This window comes from Acidithiobacillus sp. AC3, from assembly GCF_050261095.1.
GTDB lineage: Bacteria > Pseudomonadota > Gammaproteobacteria > Acidithiobacillales > Acidithiobacillaceae > Igneacidithiobacillus > Igneacidithiobacillus copahuensis.
In genome coordinates, this window is record NZ_CP189838.1 from 1,347,890 (window position 1) to 1,372,754 (window position 24,865).

General features: G+C 59.3%; 22 protein-coding genes. All 22 read right to left on the bottom strand.

All coding sequences use genetic code 11. The features are described from left to right. Positions 1-12 precede the first annotated feature (12 nt). Positions 13-1,113 (bottom strand): flavodoxin-dependent (E)-4-hydroxy-3-methylbut-2-enyl-diphosphate synthase, encoded by a 1,101-nt coding sequence (ispG, locus tag ACQAYK_RS06830; RefSeq protein ID WP_215871102.1) that lies wholly within the window; start codon positions 1,111-1,113, stop codon positions 13-15. Further along, positions 1,082-2,068: a helix-turn-helix domain-containing protein gene (locus ACQAYK_RS06835; protein WP_215871101.1), complete on the bottom strand. Its 987-nt coding sequence runs from the start codon at positions 2,066-2,068 to the stop codon at positions 1,082-1,084. The genes ispG and ACQAYK_RS06835 overlap by 32 nt, the downstream gene beginning before the upstream one ends. Next, complete coding sequence (gene pilW, locus ACQAYK_RS06840) at positions 2,061-2,921, bottom strand: type IV pilus biogenesis/stability protein PilW (RefSeq protein WP_215871100.1); 861 nt, start codon at positions 2,919-2,921, stop codon at positions 2,061-2,063. The genes ACQAYK_RS06835 and pilW overlap by 8 nt, the downstream gene beginning before the upstream one ends. Before the next feature lie 3 nt (positions 2,922-2,924). Next, positions 2,925-4,013, bottom strand: a complete 1,089-nt coding sequence (gene rlmN, locus ACQAYK_RS06845; protein ID WP_215871099.1) for a dual-specificity RNA methyltransferase RlmN — start codon at positions 4,011-4,013, stop codon at positions 2,925-2,927. Next, positions 4,010-4,438 (bottom strand): nucleoside-diphosphate kinase, encoded by a 429-nt coding sequence (gene ndk, locus ACQAYK_RS06850; RefSeq protein ID WP_215871098.1) that lies wholly within the window; start codon positions 4,436-4,438, stop codon positions 4,010-4,012. Before ndk ends, rlmN begins: the two co-directional genes overlap by 4 nt. Before the next feature lie 98 nt (positions 4,439-4,536). After that, complete coding sequence (locus tag ACQAYK_RS06855; protein ID WP_215871097.1) at positions 4,537-5,391, bottom strand: DUF1641 domain-containing protein; 855 nt, start codon at positions 5,389-5,391, stop codon at positions 4,537-4,539. Positions 5,392-5,450: 59 nt separating this feature from the next. Next, complete coding sequence (locus ACQAYK_RS06860; RefSeq protein WP_215871096.1) at positions 5,451-6,737, bottom strand: NAD(P)/FAD-dependent oxidoreductase; 1,287 nt, start codon at positions 6,735-6,737, stop codon at positions 5,451-5,453. Positions 6,738-6,853: 116 nt separating this feature from the next. Then, positions 6,854-7,855 carry an ABC transporter ATP-binding protein gene (locus ACQAYK_RS06865; RefSeq protein WP_215871095.1) on the bottom strand — a complete coding sequence of 334 codons (1,002 nt, stop codon included), beginning with the start codon at positions 7,853-7,855 and terminating at the stop codon, positions 6,854-6,856. Then, entirely contained in the window at positions 7,856-8,644 is a 789-nt protein-coding gene (locus ACQAYK_RS06870) for a molybdate ABC transporter permease subunit (RefSeq protein ID WP_215871094.1), read from the bottom strand. Positions 8,645-8,776: 132 nt separating this feature from the next. Next, positions 8,777-10,135 (bottom strand): tRNA lysidine(34) synthetase TilS, encoded by a 1,359-nt coding sequence (gene tilS, locus ACQAYK_RS06875; RefSeq protein ID WP_215871093.1) that lies wholly within the window; start codon positions 10,133-10,135, stop codon positions 8,777-8,779. Beyond that, positions 10,122-11,072: an acetyl-CoA carboxylase carboxyltransferase subunit alpha gene (locus tag ACQAYK_RS06880; protein WP_215871092.1), complete on the bottom strand. Its 951-nt coding sequence runs from the start codon at positions 11,070-11,072 to the stop codon at positions 10,122-10,124. Before ACQAYK_RS06880 ends, tilS begins: the two co-directional genes overlap by 14 nt. A 12-nt stretch (positions 11,073-11,084) precedes the next feature. Next, on the bottom strand, positions 11,085-14,576 hold the full coding sequence (dnaE, locus tag ACQAYK_RS06885; RefSeq protein ID WP_215871091.1) for a DNA polymerase III subunit alpha: 3,492 nt from the start codon (positions 14,574-14,576) through the stop codon (positions 11,085-11,087). Continuing rightward, a complete protein-coding gene (locus tag ACQAYK_RS06890) occupies positions 14,573-15,151 on the bottom strand; it encodes a ribonuclease HII (protein WP_226827044.1) in 579 nt (192 codons plus the stop codon). The genes dnaE and ACQAYK_RS06890 overlap by 4 nt, the downstream gene beginning before the upstream one ends. Beyond that, the gene (lpxB, locus tag ACQAYK_RS06895) at positions 15,148-16,269 is read right to left on the bottom strand and encodes a lipid-A-disaccharide synthase (protein WP_215871090.1); all 1,122 of its coding nucleotides are present in this window, start codon (positions 16,267-16,269) and stop codon (positions 15,148-15,150) included. Before lpxB ends, ACQAYK_RS06890 begins: the two co-directional genes overlap by 4 nt. Then, positions 16,266-17,372 (bottom strand): DegT/DnrJ/EryC1/StrS family aminotransferase, encoded by a 1,107-nt coding sequence (locus ACQAYK_RS06900; RefSeq protein ID WP_215871089.1) that lies wholly within the window; start codon positions 17,370-17,372, stop codon positions 16,266-16,268. The genes lpxB and ACQAYK_RS06900 overlap by 4 nt, the downstream gene beginning before the upstream one ends. A gap of 14 nt (positions 17,373-17,386) precedes the next feature. Then, a complete protein-coding gene (locus tag ACQAYK_RS06905; RefSeq protein ID WP_215871088.1) occupies positions 17,387-18,346 on the bottom strand; it encodes a Gfo/Idh/MocA family protein in 960 nt (319 codons plus the stop codon). After that, positions 18,343-19,125 carry an acyl-ACP--UDP-N-acetylglucosamine O-acyltransferase gene (gene lpxA / locus ACQAYK_RS06910; protein WP_215871087.1) on the bottom strand — a complete coding sequence of 261 codons (783 nt, stop codon included), beginning with the start codon at positions 19,123-19,125 and terminating at the stop codon, positions 18,343-18,345. The genes ACQAYK_RS06905 and lpxA overlap by 4 nt, the downstream gene beginning before the upstream one ends. Further along, complete coding sequence (gene fabZ, locus ACQAYK_RS06915; RefSeq protein ID WP_215871086.1) at positions 19,122-19,568, bottom strand: 3-hydroxyacyl-ACP dehydratase FabZ; 447 nt, start codon at positions 19,566-19,568, stop codon at positions 19,122-19,124. The genes lpxA and fabZ overlap by 4 nt, the downstream gene beginning before the upstream one ends. Before the next feature lie 8 nt (positions 19,569-19,576). Next, positions 19,577-20,623 carry a UDP-3-O-(3-hydroxymyristoyl)glucosamine N-acyltransferase gene (gene lpxD, locus ACQAYK_RS06920; RefSeq protein WP_215871085.1) on the bottom strand — a complete coding sequence of 349 codons (1,047 nt, stop codon included), beginning with the start codon at positions 20,621-20,623 and terminating at the stop codon, positions 19,577-19,579. Further along, complete coding sequence (locus tag ACQAYK_RS06925; RefSeq protein WP_215871084.1) at positions 20,620-21,153, bottom strand: OmpH/Skp family outer membrane protein; 534 nt, start codon at positions 21,151-21,153, stop codon at positions 20,620-20,622. Before ACQAYK_RS06925 ends, lpxD begins: the two co-directional genes overlap by 4 nt. Then, on the bottom strand, positions 21,153-23,498 hold the full coding sequence (bamA, locus tag ACQAYK_RS06930) for an outer membrane protein assembly factor BamA (RefSeq protein WP_215871180.1): 2,346 nt from the start codon (positions 23,496-23,498) through the stop codon (positions 21,153-21,155). The genes ACQAYK_RS06925 and bamA overlap by 1 nt, the downstream gene beginning before the upstream one ends. Before the next feature lie 5 nt (positions 23,499-23,503). After that, positions 23,504-24,862, bottom strand: a complete 1,359-nt coding sequence (rseP, locus tag ACQAYK_RS06935; protein WP_215871083.1) for an RIP metalloprotease RseP — start codon at positions 24,860-24,862, stop codon at positions 23,504-23,506. Positions 24,863-24,865 lie beyond the last annotated feature (3 nt).

A 24,865-nucleotide genomic window follows, 5' to 3' on the forward strand; every position in this document is an offset into this window, starting at 1 on the left:
GAAGAATCGTCCTCAGGCTTCGTTACGGGCGGCGCGACGCTCTGCCACTTCGGCGCGAATCCGTTTCTCGAGGACGTCGACGATATCCTGGTTCTCGATCCGATCCACCTGCTTGCCGCGGTAATAGAGGATGCTGCGTTTGTCTCCGCCGGTCAGTCCGATATCCGCTTCTTTGGCCTCGCCGATGCCATTGACCACACAGCCGATCACCGATACGTCCATGGGTTCAAGGATGTCTTCCAGGCGCCCTTCCAAGGCATTGATGGTTTTGATGACGTCGAACTCCTGTCGCGAACAGGACGGACAGGCGATCAGATTGATCCCCTTTTGGCGCAGATGCAGGCTCTTGAGGATATCGAAGCCGACGCGAATCTCCTCGACCGGGTCCGCCGCCAGCGATACGCGGATGGTATCACCAATGCCTTCGTTGAGAAGCAGACCCAGACCGATGGCAGATTTCACGGTCCCGGAACGCAGACCGCCCGCCTCGGTGATGCCAAGGTGCAATGGATAATCGACTTTCTGCGCGAGCAGACGATAGGCATCCACGGCGAGGAAAACGTCCGATGCCTTGACGCTGATTTTCACGTCATGAAAGTTCAGCTCATCGAGGATGGCAACATGCCGCAAAGCCGACTCTACGAGCGCCTCTGGTGTCGGTTCACCATACTTTTCCTGCAGATCTTTTTCGAGGCTGCCGGCATTCACCCCAATGCGGATGGGAATGCCTTTGTCTTTCGCCATCTCCACGACCAGCCGTGCTTTATCGATCGCACCGATATTGCCGGGATTGATGCGCAGGCCATCCACGCCATCCGTCATCACCTGCAAGGCAATGCGGTGATCAAAATGGATATCGGCAACCAGCGGGACTTCAACCTGCGCGCGAATGGCCTTGAACGCTTCGGCTGCCTCCATACTGGGAACGGACACGCGAACAATGTCGGCACCGACTGCCTCGAGCCGCTGAATCTGCGCGACCGTGGCAGCCACATCGCGGGTTTCGGTGTTGGTCATGCTTTGCACGGAAATCGGCGCGTCGCCCCCAATGGCGACCTTGCCTACATGGATCTGCCGGCTTTTACGACGCTGAATGGGTGACTGATGTTGCATGCGCTACCTCGCTGAAAGTAGATATGTCGCTTGCCACCGCTACGCCAGCAGAAGAGGCAGTGGCGGCGGAGGGACGAGAAGATTGCTGCGATTGTGCCGCGGCCAGAGGGGTTGGAGCAAGTTTTGCCGAGTTTGACGAGGCCGTGACCGGCGCCATACCCACCTGCATCCGCGCCACATTCAGGGCATTGGCCGGAAGGGTGACGGGTTTCCCCGCATAGGTAATTTGCACCGCACTGGCCTTCCCTACCAGTATACGATACGGTGGCTGCCCTTGCGTTACCGAAACGTCCTGTCCTGCCCTGCCGAGGGTGGAAAGTACAATGTTGCCACTGGCGTCGCGCACCTGCACCCAACAATCTCCGGTAAAATGAAAGGCCAAAGCGCCCACCTGGGAAGACAGTGTGCTTGCCGTTACCGAAGTTGTCGCAGCGGTTGCTGCCGGTGAGAAGGCCGAGCCGGTAAGCGCTGCCGGTTCCGCTGGGGTAGACATGACGACTTGTGCAGCACTGTGCTGGGCAGCCGATACACTGGTCGCAGTCGCAACCGGCGCCGGTGAGGAGGTCGATCCACCTCTGCCCCAGAGCCACCAACCAAGAAGAATCAGGGCAACGGCAAGCAGAAGGGAAAAAAACAGCATCTTGCCGCTGTAGTCCAGAAGCGGGAGTTCGCTGCGCGGCAGTACCACCTTGCTTGCTTCCAGGCCAGAACCGCCTTGGTAACGATCATAGGCGGCCAGCAAGGGCTCCACGTCGAGATCGAGAAGACGTGCGTAGTTGCGCAGATATCCCCGTGCAAATGCGGCGCCCGGCAATTCGTCGAAGCGTCCCTCCTCCAATGCCGTGATCTGGGTGCTGGTGATGTGCAGTTTCTGTGCGGCCTGCGCCAGATCCCAGCCGCGCGCGACTCGGGCCGATCGCAGTTGCGCCAAGAGTTCAACAAATCCTTCATCCATTGCTGTCGGCACCATGCTCCAGCAGCAACGATTGCGCCTCTTTTCCTGCTGCGGAATAGGGATCGGCATTGACACAACGCTCCCACAGGGAACGTGCCTGAACCGGCTGCCCTTGTTGCCAGGCGATCCGGCCTGCGAGGAGCAGTGCCTGCGCATTGTTCGGTTCCTGCGCCAGCACCCCCTGCAGATGCCCATAAGCGGCCGGGAAATTTTTGTCCTGGTATTCCATTTCTGCCCATAGCAACAAGGCGGGGGGATAACCAGGCTTGAAGTAGAGCGCCTTCTGCAAGGCAACAATGGCCAGGTTGTTTTGCTTCAACCCGCGGTAGGCAGCCGCGAGATTGGTCCAGGCATACTCCGGCGTATTGTATAAAGGATCTTTAGTGGCCTTGCTGAGCTGTTGTATCGCAGCAGAGAATTTACCCTGTTCCAGAAGGAACGCACCATAATTATTCAAAAATTCTGGGTTGCCGGGCTCGTCACTCAGGGCGCTCTGGAACGCGCTTTCAGCCAGCGCTGCCTCGCCCAGCGCCTGATAGGCCAGACCCAGAACATTATAGGCATCGCCGTGCTTGCCGGGCAGACTGATGGCCTGTTTCAGCTCCCGCACCGCCGCGCGGGGATGCCCACCCTGGAGATACGCAGTCCCAAGAGAAGTGTAAATGGCTACCTGATCTGGTGGCGCCGAATGGAGCGAGGCGGCTGGATTCGGTGGTGCATTACGTGCCGCCGCCGCTGCCTCCTCTGCGGGAGTGGGTTTTTCGTGACCGGAAAACAGGGCACAGGCACTGCTCGAAAGAACCATACCGACGAACAGGAGCGTGCGGATACGGATAGAATCACGTCTTTGCATGGGTCAATTGAGCACCTGAAGAGGAATGCTACGCCGCCCCCGTTGGACTTGCCCGGCAAGCTGGCCGCAGGCGGCAGCGATGTCGTCACCGCGTGTCTTGCGCGTGACGGTCATCAGCCCGGCACGCAGAATGATCTCGCGAAAGGCGTCGATGCGGGCGGGAGAGCTGCGCCGATAGCGCGATTCCGGAAAGGGATTGAAGGGGATCAGGTTCACTAGCGCCGGGATTCCGGCCAACAGGCGTACCAGCTCCCGGGCATGCTGATCCTGATCATTGACGCCCTCCAGCATCACGTACTCGAAGGTGATCCGTCGCCGTGGCGGGAGAGGATACGCGCGACAGGCCAGTAGAAGCTCAGCGAGGGGATAATGGCGATTGATGGGGACAAGCTCATCGCGAATGTCATCGCGGGTGGCGTGCAGACTGATTGCGAGGTTGACTGGGCTTTCCCGCCCCAACTGCGCCAAGCCCGGCAGCACCCCCGCGGTGCTGACGGTCACCCGGCGCGAGCTGAGACCGTAACCGTAGTCATCCAAGAGCAGGCGGATAGCGGGCAGCACCTGCTTCAGATTGAGGAGCGGTTCGCCCATACCCATGAAGACGACGTTACTGATCGCATCAAGGCCAAGAACACGCCGCGCAACGCGAATCTGCGCAATGATCTCGTGGGTTTCCAGATTACGACTGAGACCCTGCGCGCCCGTGGCGCAGAAACTGCAGGCGAGGGAGCAGCCGACCTGGGAGGAGATGCACAGGGTGCCGCGCTCCTCTTCGGGAATGAAAACCGTTTCAATGGCATTCCCGTCGCTCAATCCCAGCAACCATTTGCGCGTACCATCGGCGGCGAGCTGCTCGCGCAGCACCTCGAGTTCCCCGGTTTCGCAGCTCTCCTCCAGTCGCGCACGCAAGGTCTTGCTGACGTTGCTCATTTGCGCAAAGTCGCTGACCTGGCGGGCGTGCAGCCATTGCAAAACCTGGGCAGCGCGAAAGCGCGGTTCGCCCCACGAGACGAACAGCGCTTCCAGCCCGGCCCGGTCAAGCCCCAGGAGTTTGGGGCGATCAGAGGCGCTCACCGGCGCAGGAACGCTCATGAGCGTGGGCACAACTCCCGTTGTGAGAAGAAGTAGGAAATTTCCCAAGCGGCCGTCTCGGCACTGTCGGAGCCATGCACGGCGTTGGCGTCGATACTTTCGGCAAAGTCCGCGCGAATGGTGCCGGGGGCGGCATCCTTGGGGTTGGTGGCACCCATCAGATCACGGTTTTTGGCAATGGCATTCTCCCCTTCCAGAACCGACACCAGGACCGGACCGCTGCTCATGAAGGCGCACAATTCGCCGTAAAAGGGACGTTGCTTGTGCACCGCATAAAACCCACCAGCGTCTTCGGCGCTGAGCTGCAGCATGCGGGCCGCAACGACCTGCAAACCCGTATTTTCGAAACGACTCAGAATGGCTCCAATGGCATTTTTCTGGACGGCATCGGGTTTGATGATGGAAAGGGTGCGTTCAAGAGCCATAAACATCCTCTTTAGTTAGGCTATAAAATGGCGCAATCCTATCATTAGGCGCTTCCCGGAGCAATTTTCCTAGGCAATGGCCGCTGTCTTCCTGGCGACTAGGCGGCGGCGTTCCTGGGCAGTACACCGGCCTTCTGCAGATAGACTGGCAAGACAGCCACCACGCGCATGCCCCGCTGTACATCGGGGTCTTTCAGCATGTGGTAGAGTCCGGAAATCCCGCCAGCTTTTCCCTGGGCTTCGTGTTCTGCGGCATCTTCCAGGGCCTTGGCCATCGCCTTACCGGAATGCAGCAAGGTGCCAAGGCTGGTCATCAAGGGGCCTTTCTCCTGTTCCTGCATGAGCTGTCCGAGCAATGACTCCAACGGGATGGTCTCCGCCAGCAAGCCAATCTGGCGACTCAGGTCTGCCACCCGCTGCAGATTGCCGTCCTCCTGCAGCTGTCGCAGCACGCGCAGAGCGGCGACGATGCTCTCATCGGCACGCGTCTCTTCCCAGAGATCCCCCAGCTTCTTGAGTTGTGCTACCAGATCATTGCCGGCACCCGTCTGCAGGAACTCCTGGAACGCCTGCACCTTGGGCATCACATCGCCAAGCGTTTGCATAGCCTGCACCAAAGTTGCCCAGGGAATGTCCCGTACTACGTCCAGAATCTGCGGGACAAAACCGCGGATCAACTCGACGTTGTCGCGCAGAAACTCGGCATTATCCGTTACCCACTGCAGCACCCCCGCGCGACGCAGCGCATACACAGAGGACAATAGTTCTTCGATGGAAGTCTCGAGTTCATAGCGCTCGTTCCATTCTCCAAGCCGCAAGGCCATACCCAGCACAGCACTGCTTGCCGGGCTCCCGAGAAAAGACTCAGCGCCATTGATCATGCCTCCCAAGCGCGCTAGTCCTGCCCATTGCTCTGGGCTGAGACTGGGTGCCATATTCTGTTCCGTGGTCATTCTGCTCTCCTTTTTTGTGTGAACAGGACAGGGGGCTAAAGAGCCCCCTGCATCTTGCTTCAGGCGGCGAACATCTTTTCCGCCAGGAGCTTGGAGGCATCGAGACCCCAATCCGGCATTTTACCGCGTGTCTTGAAGAAGAGATTTTTGTACTGCATCTTTAGCAAGAATGGGACATGACCCATTTTCAACACCTGATCGGGACCGCCAAACCAGCTGTTCGAGCGAATATAGAACGCCTGATTCGCGCCCATGTCACCAATGCAGTACACCACTGGCTCGAGCTCTTTATCGGCTTCCGCAGCACTCATGCGGCCAAGGTCCTTGGCGATTTGCTTGGCGACAATTTCCCCCTCCGCATGACCGATTCCGCCCAGTTTGGGGACGGTGATCGCTGCCGCATCACCGGCGGCGAAGACATTCGGATATTTGGGATTGCGCATGGTGGTGTCGGTAACCACAAAACCCTCACTGTCAGAGATCGGCAACCCTTTGAGGAAGTCGTGGGGAACCCAATCGGGAAAGATGATTTTCAGTTCCGCCTCGATGTTCTGGCCGCCCGCCAATTCCACACCATCTTTGGTGATCCGGGTGATGTCCTTACCGTTGTTGACATAGTTAAAACCCATGCCAGAGGCAATTTTCAGCAAGTTGCCAACCACCTGCTCGCCGGCGTCCTCGGCAATTAGGCCTGCAGGAGTGAACACGGTGACCTTCTCGGGACCACCCATGCCATGTTCCTTGAGCCAAGTAGCCGTTGCCAACATGGTTTCCACTGGTGGGCCTTCGCAAGCGGCTTCGGCACTGGGGAAGGCATGACCACCATAGAGTTTGATGTCCTTTGTACCATCCCCCTGATGGAAGCGCGCCGAGCCGATGGCCACCGGTCCGCCCTTATAATCGTTATGCAGATAGCGGCGCAATTTGTTGCCATAATAAAAATCGGTGCAGGTATGACCATGCTCGGCAAAACCTTCGATCTTGTCGAAGGCCAGACGATTGCCCACGGCGACGACAACATAATCGTAGTGGAGAGACTCGCTGGCCGCTCCAGGCCGTTCATTGGGCACAAAGTCCACCCGCTTGGCATCCACATCCAGCGCTTTCACTTCACCCTGGATGAAATCGATGTCATCTTCCGCCAGCGTGCTGCGTAAATCCATGGACAAGGTCTTGCTCGGGTCCCGATCCTCATAGACTTCCGCTGGAATATTCGGAACGAAGAGCAGATAATCTTTGCGGTCCAGTACGGTGATGCGCACCGTGTCGCCACAGTATTGCCGGATCTTTTGCGCAGAACCAAGACCAGCAAAGTTACCTCCCAACACAACGATATGCGGTTTCATTCGTTACACTCCTCCGTTTTCATCGGAAAAAACGATCTACCTTTTGAGTATAGTTCAGAAATTTCGTTGGTGTCGGAGAAACAAAGTACAAATAATAATGAGTTATCGTTATATGCTTATCTTTTCTTCCACAAGAGCAGTTTTTCTGCGGGAAGCTGCAGATACAGCGTCCGCGGCGGGTCGCTGCGATCCTGGGCAAGGAAACGACCACGCAGAGAAAAGGGCGCCGCCGTTACAAAACGCTGCCAGAGTGGCTGTCGGTGCCACTCCACTGCTTCGCTGACGATCAGGTTTTCGGCGTCCGTATCTTTGGCATGCCGCAGCAGGACGTGCTCGGCACGGATGCCAAGGATCACCTCCTCCCCCGGAGAATGATCCGCCATACCCGTTGCCCGTAAGCGCCGCGAATGTATGCGGACCAGATATTCCTGCTGGGAGAGCTTTTCTTCGATCCTGCCGGTGAAGAAGTTTTCCATCCCGAGCATTTGTGCAGCCTGCGGATTCGGTGGACGGGCGAAAATTTCGGCGGGCTCCCCGACGGCCTGGATTCCTCCCTCCTGCAAAATGGCCATGCGTTGCGCTGCTGCACAAATGCTTACATCGTGAGTAACTACGAGTAGTGGGATGGAAAAAATGGCGGATTCCTCGCTAAGGGCAGCGATGATTTCGTCGCGAGTCTGTGGATCCAATGCCGATGTCGGCTCATCCAGCAATAATAGCTTCGGTTTGCGGGCAATAGCCCGCAACAGGGCGACGCGTTGCTGCTGGCCACCGGAGAGAGCCGCGGGATATTGCTCGGCGAAGCGCGCCATGCCAATCCGCTCGAGCAACTCCAGTGCCGCCTGACGCCGATCACCGCCGCGCATGGGGAAGGCGATGTTCTGCCAGACCCGGAGGTGGGGAAACAGGCGGTATCCTTGCGGCAAGTATCCCAGCGGACGCTGTTCCGTGGGCAGATGGCCCCAGGGCTCCACCCGTGCCGGCAGGAGCCCGAGCAGGGCACGCAAAAAGGTCGTTTTGCCTTCGCCGGAGCGCCCGAGGAGCACGGAAAGGCCCTCCACCTCCAGGGAGATGTCGAGGGCAACGGGGGTATCCATTTGACAGCGCAGGGCCAGCATTTAGAGCGGGACCTGCCGGCGGCTGCGTAAACGAATCCATAGGGGCAGGGGAATTGCCACGAGAAAGAACACCCAAAGCAAGGGATAGACGGCGCTCAGACCAATGTCTTCCAGATTTTGGTAGATCTTCACCGGAATCCCCATGGGGTAGTAGGCAACGATCAGCACCACGCCAAATTCACCCATCGCTCGTACCCAGGCCAGGGCTATTGCTGCAGTCAAGCCGTTACGAGCCATCGGTAGCGTAACCAGCCAGAAAGTCTCCAAGGAAGATTTCCCCAAGGTATGGCTGATTTCTTCGAGATCCGTGGGAACGCCTTCGAAGGCAGCACGTGCCGAGAGGACATAATACGGCATAGCGGCATAGACCTGGGCCATGATGAAGGCTGGTGCGGTATTGACCAGTCGCAGTCCCCAATGCGAGAGAAATTCTCCTGCGCTGGCATAGGGGCCGAAAAAAGAGGCCAGGAGAATGCCGAGCGCCAGGGGTGGGGTGAGCAGCGGCAGGAGGATCAAGGCGTCGACGATGGGGCTCCAGCGATATCGGCGGCGCGCCATCCACCAGGCGAGGGGCGTGCCAAGCAGTACGCAGAGGAGCAAAGCGGTGCCGCTATACACCAAAGAAGTGCGGATGGCGTGCAGATCGTTGGGAGCAAACTCCAGGTGCTGCCAGTCCAAGCCGAAGAACATCTCGGAGAAAGGAGCGATCAGGATGGCCAGGATCGCCAGGGAAAACAGCAGTAGGGGCGCCTCAAGGGAAAGGCTACGCGACGATCCGATTCGCTTCATTGACAGAGTAACGCTATATTTTCATACATATAGCCATTATTTCCGAAAAAGCGGACAGGTGTCCAGTCCGGAAAGCGCTCTACGATAACGCCCGGATCTCTTGCGCAGCATGTCCCCTGGATCGCTACCCCGTCATGAATTCGCCGTTGTGCGGATAAGGTCCACCCAAAGGACTTCTTTTTCCGGCAGCGCCGGTTTGCGCAGGTAAAAGTCGGGAATCCAAAGGATTTCCTCTGTGTCTGTCCACAGAATGGGCACGTCGTCGCGCAGGAATGGGGGAATGCCAAGTTCCAGAAGGAATTTCTTCAGAGGACGTTGATGGCCGCTGACATTCCGATAGCGTGCGCCAGCTCGCCGCTTGCTCCAGCGTAGCGTGCGTCCCTGCAATTCTGTCCCACCGACAATGACGGCGCCTTCACTGAGTCCTGGCGCTGGTCCTGTTGCCTGTCCCCAGCACCAGCGAAATCCAGCGCCCCGTCCGCACGGGGCGTGCGGTCTCCACTCCTGGGCAGGAATTGTATGGCGGGGACCATTTTGCCATAGCTGGACCCGCTGTCCCTGACGCCAAGCGCGCAGATCCGCCAGTTCCACCCGCCTGCCGCCCTGGGACGGGCCAAACAGCTGCCGGAGTCGCTCCAGGGACTGCCGGTCCGGGACATTCGCCCCCAGGTCGCGGAGCCAGCGCCGCAAAAAGACTCGCTGCAAGGCTGGTGCCCACTCTTTTACAAAGTCTACGGACAAGACTCGACCAACCGCGCCGCCGAGCCAACAGCGCATGGCCTGCTGGGCGTACCAGGCGTCTTCCACGGCCAGCTGGTCGGCGATGTTTGCAGCGCTACGGGCGATACTCGCCGACGCCTGCGGCCAGCCGAGCTCGTGGAACAGTGGCCATATCCTCTGGCGCAGACGCGCCCGGGCGTAGCGCAAGTCGCTGTTGGCGGGGTCTTCCAGCCAGCGGATACCCTGCTGACGCAGATACTGGCGAAGCGCCGCCCGTGTCAGCTCCAAAAAGGGTCTCCCGAGAGTACCTGCCCCCAGACGACGCCGCTCCGGCATGGCCGCCAGGCCGTCGCTTCCGGCACCGCGCAAGAGCTGCAGCACCAGAGTCTCCGCCTGATCATCCCGATGCTGAGCGCTCAATATCCAGTCTCCTTCCTGCAACTGGCCGGCAAAGAGGGCGTAGCGACCGCGGCGGGCGCGATCCTCGGGTCCCTCCCCCTTCTGCTCGGCCGGCAGATCGAGGAGCCGGCAGGGATAACCATAACCAGCCGCGAGTGTCGCCACGTGCTCCGCCCAGCGCGCGCTGTCTGGGTGCCAATGGTGGTTGACGTGGAGAACTTCAACGCGCAACGCAAGCGCGTGGGCGGCATGCAGTAGGGCGGTGGAATCGACGCCACCACTACAGGCCAGAAAAAAGGGTTGCTCCGGGGACAGCTGCCAGTCGGAAAAAAGTTTCTGCCGTAGTTTTTCCTCGGGCTCAGGCAGCGCCAACGACACCATAGTGCATCAGACGTTCGTAGCGATGGCTGAGGAGCCGCGCCGTTTCCATCCCCTGCAATTCCTGGAGGTGGCGCGCCAGGCTCGCAGCGATGTTCTCATACACGAGTTGGACATTGCGGTGGGCGCCACCGAGGGGTTCGTCGATCACCTCATCGACCAGTCCGAGGGACTGCAGGCGACGGGCAGTGATGCCCAGGGTTTCCGCCGCTTCTGCAGCCTTGGCAGCGTCTTTCCATAAAATCGAGGCGCAGCCCTCCGGCGAAATGACCGAGTAGACGCTATATTCGAGCATCAGTAGGCGGTCACCAACGCCGATGGCAAGGGCCCCGCCCGACCCTCCTTCGCCGATGACCAGAGAGATGATGGGCACCGCGAGGTCGGACATGACTGCCAGATTGCGGGCGATGGCTTCACTCTGGCCGCGTTCTTCGGCACCGATACCGGGATAGGCGCCAGGGGTGTCGATAAAGGTGAGTACAGGCAGGCGAAAGCGCTCCGCCAAGCGCATCAGACGCAGGGCCTTGCGATAGCCCTCGGGACGCGGCATACCGAAATTGCGCTGGATCTTTTCCTTGGTATCCCGCCCCTTCTGTTGCCCAATCCAGAGGATGGCCTGCCCCTGAAAGCGGGCAAGCCCGCCAACGATGGCAGCATCATCGGCATAGGCGCGATCGCCAGCGAGCACTTCTACGTCGGTAAACAGCGCATGCACATAGTCCAGGGTATAGGGGCGCTGCGGATGACGCGCTACCTGTACGGTCTGCCAGGCCGTCAATTTGCTGTAGAGCCGTTGCAACTCCTTGCGCGCCTTGTTTTCCAGACGCTTGATATCCTCCTGAATACCCGGCTGATTGAGCTCCTTGAGCTCCTCTACCTTGCCTTCGAGTTCGGCGATGGGTTGTTCAAAGTCGAGATATTGCAGTTTCACCCGTTCTCCTTGTCAGGCTGAGCGCTGGCGCCGCTGTCGCTCGTCGCGCAGAGAGACAACATTGGCTAGCAGATTCATTGGCGGGCCATATTGCCACTCTTGCCGATCGCGGTCGAGCAGGGCATCGAGTGCGGCGCGAAATTCGCTGCTGGCAGAGATTCCTTGCGGGCAATCGAGAATGGCCCGCGCCTGCCCATCGGCAACGGTCAGTGCGATGCGCACCAGGCAGTCGCCGGGATGCGCTAGCAGCAATTCTTGCAGTTGCGCAATGTTGAGTGGCGACGCGTCGATGTGCAATACCAGGAGGCGTGCCAAGGCAAGCTGAGCTTCTTCCCAGCGCAGCAGGCGCTGGGCGGTCAGTCGCAGGCCTCCTGAGTAGCTGTCTTCGCTGGCCTCCGCCAAAAGCAGCAACGGCTCATCGTCGGCAATCTGGCCATTGAACTGCCGCCAGGTTTCCGCAAATACCACCGCCTCGGCGCGCCCGCTTTCGTCTTCCAGGGTGAGAAAGAGCATGCGATCACCGCGCTTGGTGCGCATGTTGCGCCGGGACACCGGCATACCCGCAACGAAGACCGGCTCGCCAATGACAATCCGACCGATCTCCTGCACGCCAAGCGCCTGCAAGTCGGTGCGGACGACCCGCAGCGGATGATCACTCAGATAGAAGCCGAGGACCTCCCGTTCGCCGGCCAGATGATCGCGATCATCGATCTCTACGGATACCAATGCCGGACTCGCTCGCTGCCCCTGACTTTCACTATCGAAAAGGCTGCATTGCGCGCTGGCTTCCTGACGCTGCTGCTGTTGCGCCGCCTCGAGAAAGCGGTCCAGAGAGGCCAGCAATTGCGCCCGTGGCACGCCAAAGGCATCCAAAGCTCCGGCCTTGATCAAGGCCTCGAGACTACGGCGATTGACCCGCTGCCCATCGAGACGGCACAAAAAATCATAGAAATCCTGAAACTCCCCTGCCTCGCGGCGCGCCTCGACAATGGCCTCCACGGCGCCCCGACCCAAGCCCTTGATGGCCCCCAGACCATAGCGCAACCCGTCGCCCTCGGGTCGAAATGCGAGCTCACTGCGTTGTATGCAGGGTGGCAAGATGCTCATCCCCATCCGCCCGCATTCGCTGATCATTGCCACCACCTTGTCGGTATGATCCATGTCGGCGGTCAATACGGCGGCCATGAAGTGACGCGGATAATGGGCCTTCAGATAAGCGGTCTGGTAGGAAACCAGGGCATAGGCGGCCGAGTGCGACTTGTTGAAGCCATACTCAGCGAACTTTTCCATCAGATCGAAGATTGCGGTCGCCTGATGCACATCGATGCCATTTTTCGCCGCTCCCGCCAGAAAGATTTCGCGCTGCTTGGCCATTTCTTCCGGCTTCTTTTTGCCCATGGCGCGGCGCAGCAGATCCGCACCACCGAGGGAATAGTTCGCCAGTACCTGGGCGCACTGCATCACCTGTTCCTGATACACGATTACCCCATAGGTTTCCTTGAGGATCGGCTCGAGCAGTGGATGCGGATAGACAACCTTGGCCTTGCCGTGTTTACGCGCGATGAAGTCATCGACCATGCCGGATTGCAAGGGTCCGGGCCGGAACAGGGCCACCAGCGCGACGATATCCTCGAAATTGTCGGGTTGCAGGCGGCGGATCAGATCACGCATGCCCGAGGATTCGAGCTGAAACACCGCCACCGTATCAGTGGATTTGAGTTGGGTGAAGGTGGCGGCATCATCGAGGGGCAGCTTGGCAATATCCAGGGGTTCCTGCCCTGCCGCCCTGCGCTCGGCGTTGATACCGCGCAGGGCAATGTCGATGATGGTCAGGGTCCGCAGCCCCAGAAAGTCGAACTTCACCAGCCCCATTTTCTCGACATCGTCCTTGTCCAGCTGAGTGACGTTGCCACCGCCCTCCGAGCCGTCGGTAAACAGTGGCAGTCGGTCAGCCAGGGGTTCGGGGGAGATCACCACGCCACCGGCATGGGTGGAGGCATGGCGCGGCAGTCCCTCCAGGCGCAGGGCGATGTCCAGCAGCTCGCGCACATCGTCTTCTTCCTGCTGCCGACGTCGCAATTCTTCGGACTCTTCCAGCGCCTTGGCCAGGGTCATACCGAGATCGCCGGGCACCAGCTTGGCGAGCTGGTCGACAAAACCATAGGGCAGATTGAGCACCCGGCCCACGTCGCGTACCACCGCCCGCGCCTTCATGGTACCGAAGGTGATGATCTGCCCTACCCGGTCACGGCCATATTTTTCGGCAACGTACTGGATGACACGGTCGCGCTGGTCCATGCAGAAATCGACGTCAAAATCGGGCATGGAGACCCGTTCCGGGTTGAGAAAGCGCTCGAACAGGAGGGCATTGGCAATGGGATCAAGATCGGTGATCCGCAAGGCATAGGCGACCAGGGAGCCGGCTCCGGAGCCACGTCCGGGACCCACGGGAACGCCGTGATCCTTGGCCCACTGGATGAAGTCGGCAACAATGAGAAAATAGCCGGGGAAGCCCATCTGCAGGATGACATCGACCTCGCGCAACAGCCGCTCGCGATAGGGCAAGGCCTCCGCATCAGGGATACCCAGGCCCTGCAAGCGCTCTGCCAGCCCCTGCTCTGCCGCCTTGCGGAAGTAGACCTCGATGGGACTGCCATCGGGAGTGGGAAAATCCGGCAGGGTATATTGGCCTAGGGTCAGGGTCAGATTGCAACGCTGGGCAATTTCTACCGTATTGGCGCAGGCCTCAGGGAGGTCGGCAAAGCGTGCCAGCATCTCCGCGGCGCTGGGCAGGCGATGCTCCGGCGTAAAGCGGCGGGGGCGACGCTCATCGGCGAGGGTGTATCCAGCGGCGATACACTGCCGAGCGTCGAAGGCGGGGAAGTCTTCGGCGTCGAGAAAATGGGCGTTATTGCTGGCAACCAGCGGCAAGTCCAGTTCCAGGGCCAGGGCCACCGTGGCCTCGTTCAAGGCCTCCTGCTCCGCCTCCTCATTACGCTGGATTTCGAGATAAAAGGCATCGGGGAAGAGTTCCTGATACTGCCGGGCAAGCGCTCGCGCGCGCAGCGGATCGCGCAGCAGAACTTGCCCGATCTCCCCCTGCCCGGCCGCCGATAGGGCAATCAGGCCAGTGCGATCCTCGTGCTCCAGCCAGGAGCGCTGGATCCGCGCCTTGCCATCCTGCAAGCCCTCGAGAAATGCCCGGCTGAGCAGATGACTCAGAGCACGAAAGCCATCGCCATTGCGACACAGCAGCAGCAGACTGCTGCCGCTCTCCGCGCCCTCGCCTTGCAACCAGAGTTCTGCACCGATGATTGGCTTGATGCCCTGGGCGCGGGCGGCATTGTAAAACTTCACCAGGGCAAAGAGATTACCGTGATCGGTGATGGCGACCGCTGGCATGCCTTGTTCGGCGCAGCGTTGCACCAGTTTTTTGACGGGGATGATCCCGTCTTCAAGGGAATATTCCGAGTGCACGTGCAGATGGACAAAATCCGTGCTCATTGTCTCTCTTCCAGTATCCGCGCCACCGGCGCAAAGCTGCGGCGATGGATGGGGGTAACACCAAAACGTCGCAGCGCCTCCAGATGCGCCGCAGTACCATAGGCCTGATGGCGGCTGAATCCATAGAGAGGATACTGGCGGTCCAACAAGGCCATCTCCCGGTCCCGTGCTACCTTGGCGAGGATACTGGCGGCAGCGATGGCATCCACGCGATCATCACCTCCTACCATAGCCTCCGCCTGCCACTGCGGCAAGACACGGTTGCCGTCCACGACGATGTGTCGTGGTCGAATCGGGAGCGCGCGCAGGGCGCGATCCATGGCCTGCAAAGTGGCCACGAGAACATTGTGCCGCTCGATCTCCCAAGTGCCAGCGGAAGCGATCGCCCAGGCACGCGCCTCGGCACGGATCTGCTGCGCCAGACGTTCTCTTTGGGGAGGACGCAGCTTTTTCGAGTCTCGCAGACCCGCTATCGGTCGGGCCAGGATCACCGCCGCGACCATCACTGGTCCCGCCAATGGTCCCCTGCCCGCCTCATCAACGCCGGCGACGTCGCCACCCCTATGCTCCATCATTCCTGACCCAAAAGAGTGCGCCGCAAGGCCGCGGCGATGCTGTCGCTATCGTCTCCCTGCAGCAACCCGCGCAGGGGCTTCAGGGCTTGCTCCTGCTCCGCAACCGGCAGCTTTTCCAGTTCCTGCACCACCCGCTCGGGGGTGATCTCGGACTGCAGGAGCTCGGGGTATACCCGACGCTGCAGGAGGATGTTGGGCAGGGCGATATGCGGTACGCGAACCAGGCGTTTGGCAATGGCGAAGGTCAGCGGCTGCATGGCGTAGAGAACGATGGCGGGACGACCGAGCAGTGCGGTTTCCAGGGTTGCCGTGCCTGATGCCACCAAGACGCGATCGGCCGCCGCGAGCAGCTCCGTACTCTGTCCACAGACCTCCTGAATCTGACCTGCTGCTAGCGGCCCAGCCTGCTCCCGCCACGGCAGGCGTAGCTCCTCGCGCGCCAGGGCGACGACGATCTGCCAGTCGGGATGCGCCTGTTGCCACAGTAGCGCCGCCTGTGCCATCGGCGCGGCAAGTCGCTGCAGCTCGCTACGCCGGCTGCCGGGTAACAGGGCCAGAATCGGACCATCCGCCAGAGCCAACTGTTGTCGTGCCACTTCTTTGCCTGGCGCTGTCGCCGTCTGCGCCAGCAGGGGATGGGGCAGCAGCTGCGCAGGGATTCCTGCCTCTGCGTAGAGAGGGCGCTCGAAGGGAAAGAGCAGAAAGATTTCGTCGATGCGCTCACGAATCTGCCGGATGCGTCCCTGCCGCCAGGCCCAGATTTGTGGACCGACCACATAGAGCACACGGATGCCCAGGCGCTTGGCCTCCCGGGCGACGCGCAGATTGAAGGCGGGGTGATCGATCAGCAGTACCGCATCCGGACGTTCGCGTTGCAGGTAGTCGCGAACCTGCCGGAACAGCCGCCGCAGCTTGCCGTAATGGCGCAGTACCTCCACCAGGCCCATCACCCCCAGCACTTCGCCATCCGCGATATTGCGCACGCCGGCAGCCTGCAGACGGCTGCCAACCACGCCCTCCCACTGCATTTCGATCCCCGCCGCCCGACAACGCGTCAGAAGATCGAGGCCCAGGCTTTCTCCGGAACGCTCGACCGCAATGACGAAGGTTTTGTTCATTCGCCGTGCAGATGTGCGCGTATCACCCCGGCAATGCGCTCCACTTGCGCAGCGCTCAGTTCAGGAAACATCGGCAGGGACAGAACCCTGTCTTTCAGGCTCTCGGCTACCGGGCAATGGCTCGGCGGCAGATCGGCAAAGGCCTGCTGCTGGTGGCAAGGGATGGGATAGTACACGCCGCAGGCAATGCCCTCGGCATGCAGACGGGTACGCAGGGCGTCACGATCTGCGATCTGAAGGGTATATTGGTGAAATACATGCTCAGCGCCGGCCCGGCGCGCGGGGATCTGCAGGGGCAAGTCCTGCAAAGCGGCATCGTAGAGGCTGGCAGCCTGTTGTCGCCCGGCATTGTAGGCATCGATGCGCTGGAAGAGTTTACGCAAGATCAGGGCCTGAATCTCATCGAGGCGGCTGTTGTAGCCCAGGACCTCGTGTTCATAGGTCCGCCAGGAGCCATGGTTACGCAGGCCGCGCAGACGGGTTGCCAGGGCTTCGTCGTTGGTGAAGACCATCCCCCCGTCCCCTGCCCCACCCAGGTTTTTGCTGGGGAAAAAAGACACACAGGCGAGCTGCGCAAAACTACCGACACGTTGGCCATGCAGGCGTGCGCCGATGGCTTGGGCCATATCCTCGATCACCAGAATGCCGTGTTGTTCCGCGAGTTGCAGAAGCTCGGGCATGGGCGCGGCTTGACCATAGAGGTGCACCGGGATGATGGCGCGGGTGCGGGGTGTGATCAGCGGCGCGATACCTGCCGCCGTCACGCAGAAATAGTCGGGATCGACATCGGCAAATACCGGGGTCGCGCCAACGTAGCGTACCGCCTCGGCCGTGGCGATGAAGGTAAAGGTGGGGACAATGACCTCATCGCCGGGACCGATGTCCAGGGCACGCAGGGCCAGCAGCAGGGCATCGGTACCCGAAGCACAACCGACGCCATGCGCAACACCGAGATATTGCGCCAGCTCCGCCTCGAGGCCACGCCCGTGCGCGCCCAGGATAAATCCTGCCTGATCGAGTATCTCCCCGATCCCGGCAAGGATCTCCTCCCGCAAGGGTGCGAAATGGGCGCGTAGATCGACCATAGGGATTTGTTGTTCCATTACCTGTTCTTCCTCTACGAATACGAGTCGGCGGAGGCCGACAAAAAGTCACTGACCGACTGCCGGACGGCAAGGGCTGCGGCGAGTGCGGCGCGTCCTTCGTGGCCCGTGCACAGCGGCATTCCCTGGCCGGAGACGGCAGCGAGAAAGGCCGAGATTTCACTTTCCAGGGCATCGCGCGGCTGCAGATCAACCACGTCCTCGACCACCCCCGGAATGCCCGGTACCTGCCCGGCACCGCGGCGGTAAAAGGTCAGGCGGTTTTGCAGAAAATCCACCGAGGCATAGCGATCTGGCCAGAAAAGGCGCATGCGCCGCACCGCTTCCCGCACCACCCGCGAGGCGGCAAGATTGGCCACACTGCCATTGCTCAGGGTCACCCAAGCATTGGCCATGTCGGCCTGTTCGGTGACGGCGGCGACACCCACCGCGCGCATTTCCTGCGGCTCGGCAGCCGTAAGCATCAGGACCAGATCGAGATCATGGATCATCAAGTCCATGATCACATCGACATCGAGAGAGCGCGGCTTGAATGGCGCCAGACGCTCGGCCTCGATATAGCGGGGCGCGGGGAGCTTTTGTTCCCGCAGGTACTGCATGACCACCTGAGCGCGCTCGATTTGCCCCACCGCCAGGATCACTCCCTGCGCATCCGCCAGGCGAAGCAAGTCGTCTGCTTCGGCGAGGGTGAAGGTAAAGGGCTTTTCCACCAGGCAATGGACCCCGCAAGCGATTGCCTCCCGCGCAACGGCGTGGTGCTGCAGTGTTGGCGTGACAATGGAGATGGCATCGACCGCGGCCAACAACTCCCCCAGATCAGAAAATGCGCGACAACCGAGCTCTTGCGCGACGCTTTGTGCCCGCTCGCCATCGGTGTCATAGACCCCTTGCAACTGCGAAACTCGGGCATATTTTTGCGCATGGAAGCGTCCCAGGTGCCCTACCCCGACGACGGCTGTTCGTAGCTCTTTCACGGCCGCGTAATCCCCCGCTTGCTACTGCGAATAAAATCGAGCAACCGTGTAATCTCAGGGATGTCGGGGCCTTCGCGCAGCAGTTCCTCCATGGCCTCCTCCAGTAGCTTGCCGGAACGAAAAAGCAGACGGTACGCGCGTTTCAGGGTGTGCACCTGTTCTTTGCTGAAGCCCCGCCGGCTCAGACCGCGCACGTTGATCCCGTGTAATTGCGCATGGTTACCCGCGGCCATCATGTACGGCGGGATGTCCAGCGGCGCCATGGTGCCACCGCCGAGGATGGCGTGCGCACCGACGCGCGCAAACTGGTGCACCGCGGACAGACCACCGAGGATGGCGTCGTCCTCCACGATGACATGGCCCGCCAGAGTCGCAGCATTGGCCATCACCACCCGATCTCCGATCTGGCAGTCATGTGCCACATGGCAATACGCCATAAACAGGTTCTGAGAACCGATCCGCGTCACCCCACCGCCCTTCACGGTACCGCGATTGATGGTGACGAACTCTCGAAACGTATTGTCGGAACCGATCTCCAGCCGGGTATCTTCTCCGCGATAGCCAAGATCCTGGGGTGCCGTACCGATGGAAGCGAAGGGAAAGATCTGGTTACGCGGGCCGATCCGCGTGGACCCTTGCACGAGCGCGTGGGCGTCCACCCGACAGCCTTCGCCGATTTCCACTTCTGGGCCGATGACCGCAAACGCTCCAATGATACAGCCGTCACCGATCTTTGCAGCAGGGTCGACCGCCGCCCGTGCGTCGATCTGCGCTTTCATGCCTCACGCTCGCGTAGGGTTGCCATCAGTAATGCCGACGCGACTTCCGTACCGTCTACTGTTGCCACCGTCTCCATCTGCCACAACCCCGATTTGCGTCGAGCGACCTCGGCAGAAAGAATCAGTTGATCACCAGGAGTCACTGGCTTGCGAAAGCGCGCTTTGTCGATGCCAGCGAAGTATACTGCGGCGTTCTCCCCATATTTGTCCTCGGAAACGAAGGCCAGAATGGCCGCGGCCTGGGCCAGAGACTCGATGATCAAAACCCCAGGCATCACCGGAAAATCGGGGAAATGGCCCTGAAAATGCGGTTCGTTCATGGTCACGTTCTTGGCCGCGCGCAGACTCTTGCCAATCTCGATCTGCAAAATTCGATCAACGAGGAGAAAGGGATAGCGATGCGGCAATCGACGCAGGATCTGATGAATATCAAAACCTTCCATGAAGACTCCTAAGTAGAAGAAGAATCGTGCGCTGCCTTGGCCGCACCGCGCAAGCGTCGCAGAATGCCATCGAGACGGTTGAGCTGCGCAATGGTACGTCGCCAAGTCCGCGCATCCTGGGCGGGGATCACCCCAGAATAGACGCCAGCTTGCCGAATGTCATGCGTGATGGCGCTTTGTCCGGCAATCACGGTACCATCGGCAATGTTGAGGTGACCGGCAAAGCCGACCTGGCCGCCGATGCGGCAGCGGCATCCAATCCGAGTGCTGCCAGCAATCCCGGTCTGTCCGGCAATCACCGTGTCCGCGCCGATGACGACGTTGTGGCCGATCTGCACCAGATTGTCGATTTTCACTCCGTCCCCGAGGATCGTGTCAGCCAGGGCACCACGGTCGATACAGGTGTTGGCACCAATCTCTACCCGTGCGCCAAGAATCACCCGTCCGACCTGGGGGATTTTTTCGTAGCCCGCCTCGGTTTGTGCAAAACCGAAGCCATCAGCCCCGATCACAGCATTACTGTGGATGATGCAATGCTCGGCGATGCGCGACTCGGCAAGGACCTTGACACCGGGATACAAGTGGCAAGCAGCGCCAATTTCCACCCCAGGCCCGATGACTACCCCACTTTCCAGCCACACCCCAGGACCAATTTTCGCTCCGGAGCCGATCTGGACAAAATCCTCGACGCGGGCACTGGGGTCCACATCGGCATCTGCGGCGATCCGCGCATCCGGGGAGCGCCAAGGCGTCAACGCTTTCTCTGGATACAGGAACTGCATTGCCTGCGCAAAACTCGCATAGGGATTTTCACTCCAGATGGCTGCGCCATCGTATTGTTCTGCATGTTCTGGAGAAAGAATCAGTGCCCCGGCGCGGGTCTGTGCCAGTAGTGGTAGATATTTGCTGTCCTGCAAAAAGCTGAGTTCATCTTCCTGCGCAGAGGACAAGGGCGCCATGGCGCGAAATTGCAGGGCTGCATCCCCACGATAGGGCAAGCCAAGGGCCACAGCCAGCTCTTGCAGGGTGTAGACTACCCGCGCCGGGGCACTCATTTTTGCCCCCCGGCTTTTGGCTTCTCCATGGCGGCCACCACCTGATGCGTCAGATCGATTGCGCCGCTGACGTAGAGAACCGACTTGTCATTCAAAATCAGTGTGTAATGGCCTTTTTTGCCAATCTCTGAGACCACCCGAACCAAGCGTGCCTGGATATTTTCGAGGATTTGGTTGCGTTGCAGATTTACCTGATCTTGGGCTGATTGTCGTAGTTTTTGCAAATCGAGGACCATTCCCTGCAATTGTGCCTCGCGCTTCTGCCGCTCTGTATTATTGAGCTTTGGAAAGTCTTCCTCCAAACTCTTCTGCGCGGCAACGATCTGTTGTTGTTTTTGTTCGATCGCCTTTTCCTTCTCGGCAATGAGCGAATTGAGGGCCTTGGCGCCGACCTGCGCCTCCGGCAACTCGCGCAAAGCCTTGTCCAGATCGACAAAACCGATCTTTGGTGCATCCGCCAGCGCCCAGGGCGCGGCGAGAATACCGCAGCCCAAGACGATACAGCCGCTCAGCCACCAACGACGGAACATCAGAAGGCGTTACCCACAGTAAACTGTAGCGGCTGGGTAAGATCACCCGGCTTCTTATCCAAAGGAATCGCCACGGACAGACGCAACGGTCCGAGCGGGCTGATCCAGAGTAGCCCGATGCCCGCCGTGGTGCGCATCTCGCCAAGACTTGGAAAATAGCTGTTTGAATAAGCGTAATTCGTGGTACTTCCATCGTTCACTGCGTTTACACCATATACCCAACCACTGGCGACGAAGGCGTTCAGACGAAAATTCTTGTTGTCTTCCAGACCCGGCAGCGGAAAATACAGATTGGCGTCGAGGAGAAGTTCGCGGGTACCGCCCACTGGGTAGCCATCGATCTGCGGGCCCACGGCGTAGGTCTGATACCCTGGAAGCGTCAAAGGACCGCCAAGATAGAAATTATTGAAGAACGGTACTGGCTTGCCGGAAAAACTGTTGATGAAGCCGTAGCGCATCCCCAGGCCACCGCTCAGCCAAGAGGTAAAGGGATGGTAATAGTTGGCCTTCACTTCGGCCTTGTACCAGCGGAGGTTCCCCGGCGGTACCGCTGCCTTCAGATCGAGGCTAGTGTACAAACCCTTGGTGGGGAAAATTGGCGAGTTGGTGGTGTTGTACTCCAATTGATTGCCCAAGGTAAAAGAATTCGTCGAATTTCCATAATTGTCTATATAATTCTGATACAGAGGGATCGGATTGCTGGTATCCAGCGTGATATTGGTATGCGTAAAACCCAAAGACATATAGTCATAGACGTACTCCAGCACCGGGATTCCCAGGGTGACGGCACCGCCCAGATCCACTTCTTGGTAGGGCGCCACTGCCAGCGTGGAGAGATTGGTATCGTTGCGGAATACGTTAAAGCCTAAACTGATGCCATCCGGAGTAAAATACGGATTGGTATAGGACAGATTGAACGCGCTGCCGAGGCCGCCGACGTTAGCCGAAAAAGACAGGGCATTACCGGTACCCATAAAGTTTTTCTGGGTGATGGACCCGTTGAAGAGGAATCCTTGGGCATTGGAGTAGCCTACCCCCACACTGAAAGAACCCGTTGGCCGCTCATCCACGGCAACATCCAGATCCAGCTGGTCCGGATGTCCAGGCACCGGCACAGTCTTGGTGGTAACATTTTGGTAGAATCCGGTCTGTTCCAGACGCAATTTGGAACGATCGATCAGACTGCGATTGTAGAGCGAACCTTCCATCTGTCGGAACTGCCGCCGCACCACATAATCCATGCTACGATTGTTGTTACTGATGTCGATGCGCCGGATATAGACCCGGTGCCCGGGATCCACCTGGAAATTCAGGGCCACTTCGTGGGTCTTTGGATCGACGGTAGGCACTGGTGTGGTGTTGGCAAAGGCGTAACCATAATTACCCAGTTCATCGGCAATGGCTTTGTTGGTTGCCAAAATATTTGCCTTGGAAAAACGTTCACCGGGATGAATTTCTATCAGTTTTTCCAGCTTGCTACGCGGCAGAATGAGATCACCCGTCAGATCTACCTTGCTAATATGGTAAACGTCACCTTCGTGAACATTGACCGTAAGATAGACGAAGCGACGGTTCGGCGTAATCTGCACCTGCGACGATTCGATGGCAAAATTCAGATATCCATGGTCGAGATAAAAATTGTTCAGTTTTTCCAGACTCTTGGAAAATTTCTCCTGCGAGTATCGGTCGTTCTTGCTGAAAAAGGAGAAGGCATCCGGCGCACCGATGGAGAAGAGGCCGCGCAAACGATTTTCGCTGAAGGCATGGTTGCCAATGATGTTGACCTGCTTGATGGTCGCCTGCTGCCCCTGCTCGACATCGATCTGGATCGCCACGCGATTGCGCGGCAGGGTCTCTACGTGCGGCGTGATTTTCGCATCGTAATATCCCATCCCCTCGTACTGTTGTTGCAGTCCCTGGACCACCTGATCGAGGGTTGCCTGGTTGAAGATATGCCGCACTTCGAGCCCGATTCCTTTCAGTGTGGACTCCACTTCATCCTTGGAAAAGGCCTTGATCCCTTTGGTCTCGATGCTGGCGATGATGGGACGTTCCTTGACCACGACGACCAAATCATCGCCGGAACGCGCAATACTGACATCCCGAAAGAAACCGGTAGAGTAGAGGTCCTGCACCGCCTTTTGTGCCAGGGCATCGTCAACCGATTCGCCGATGTGGATTGGCAGGTAGTTATACACCGTCCCCGGCGTAATATGTTGTAATCCTTGGATCTCGATATTGTGCACGGTAAATGGGGTAAACGCCCAGGCGGGGACGAAGGCGGAGGCACAGAACACCGCTGCGGACAGGGTCAAGGCCCGGGTAGTTCGGGGTGAAAGGCGCATTTTCTTCACGGTTTCAACATTCTCACTATGTCGTTGTACAGGGCGAGGAATAGAAGCATCAGGATCAGCACTATACCGATCATCTGTGCTTTTTGCATCCATTCGGGAGGCAGGGGGCGACCCCGCAGGAGTTCGGCAACGGCAAAGACGACATGGCCACCGTCAAAGATGGGCAACGGAAAAAGATTGATGACCCCGAGACTGACACTTAGCAAGGCAAGGAAACTCAGATATGGGGTGAAGCCCGCGGCGAAGGTCTGCCCGGCAACCTCGGCAATTCCGATCGGTCCACTGATGTTGTTCGTTGACACGGCACCCTGAATCATTCGCCAGATCATCTCCATAGACAGGCTGGTGACCGTCCAGGTCTGCCGTGCCCCATACGCCATGGCGGCAAGCGGATCACGACGGTGCTGTACGATGAGTGATTTTGGCAAAGCTGCCAAAGTGATGCCCAGATAACCCTCCGTCTTGCCCCGAGCAAGCACAGTCTGCAGGGAGACCTCGCCGCCATGCACTTGTCCCTCTGGATCCTGCCATTCGATCCGCACTGCTTTGGCGGGTTCCGCCTCGATTCTTTGCGCCACTTCCTGCCAGCTGAATGTCTTGTGCCCAGCCACCGCAGTGATTTTGTCGCCCGCGCGCAGACCGAGACGAGCAGCCGGGCTATGGGGCATGACCGACCCCACCACTGGAGGTAAATAGGGACCCAGCCCTAGCACCTCCGTGAGAAATCCGCTACCCACACTGTCTGCCGGCAGTTTTTGCAGGGGTAGCTCGACCTGCCCAGCGCGCCCAGAAGCATCCCGCAGCATGATTTGCGCTGGCTGCTGGTTGACCGCAGCGGTCAGCAGATGCTGACGAAAATCTTGCCAATCATGGATCTGCGCGCCATTGATCTGGACAATACGATCACCGATCTGCAGGCGGCTGTGTTGCGCGACAAAGCCATGGGGATCAATACTCCCGATAATTGGCGCAATACCCGGAATGCCGATCGTGCCGACCAGCGCATACAGCAGAATGGCAAGTAAAAAATTGGCCCCTGGTCCCGCTACGGCAATCAGTATCCGCTTTCCGGGTGCGAGGGTATTGAAGGCTCGCCCCCGGTCTGCCGGCGGCAGCGTTTCCTCGGGATTTTCTTCGAGCATCTTCACATAACCGCCGAAGGGAATGGCCGCCAAGCGAAATTCTGTCGCGTCCTTGCCGAAGCTACGTTGCCAGATTGCCGGTCCAAAGCCGACGCTGAAGCGTAAGATGCGTACACCGAGGGAGCGGGCAACGAAAAAGTGCCCGGCCTCGTGAAAGGTCACCAGGATACTGATGGCAATGATGAAGGCCAGCAGGGTTGTCAAAATACCCAAGAA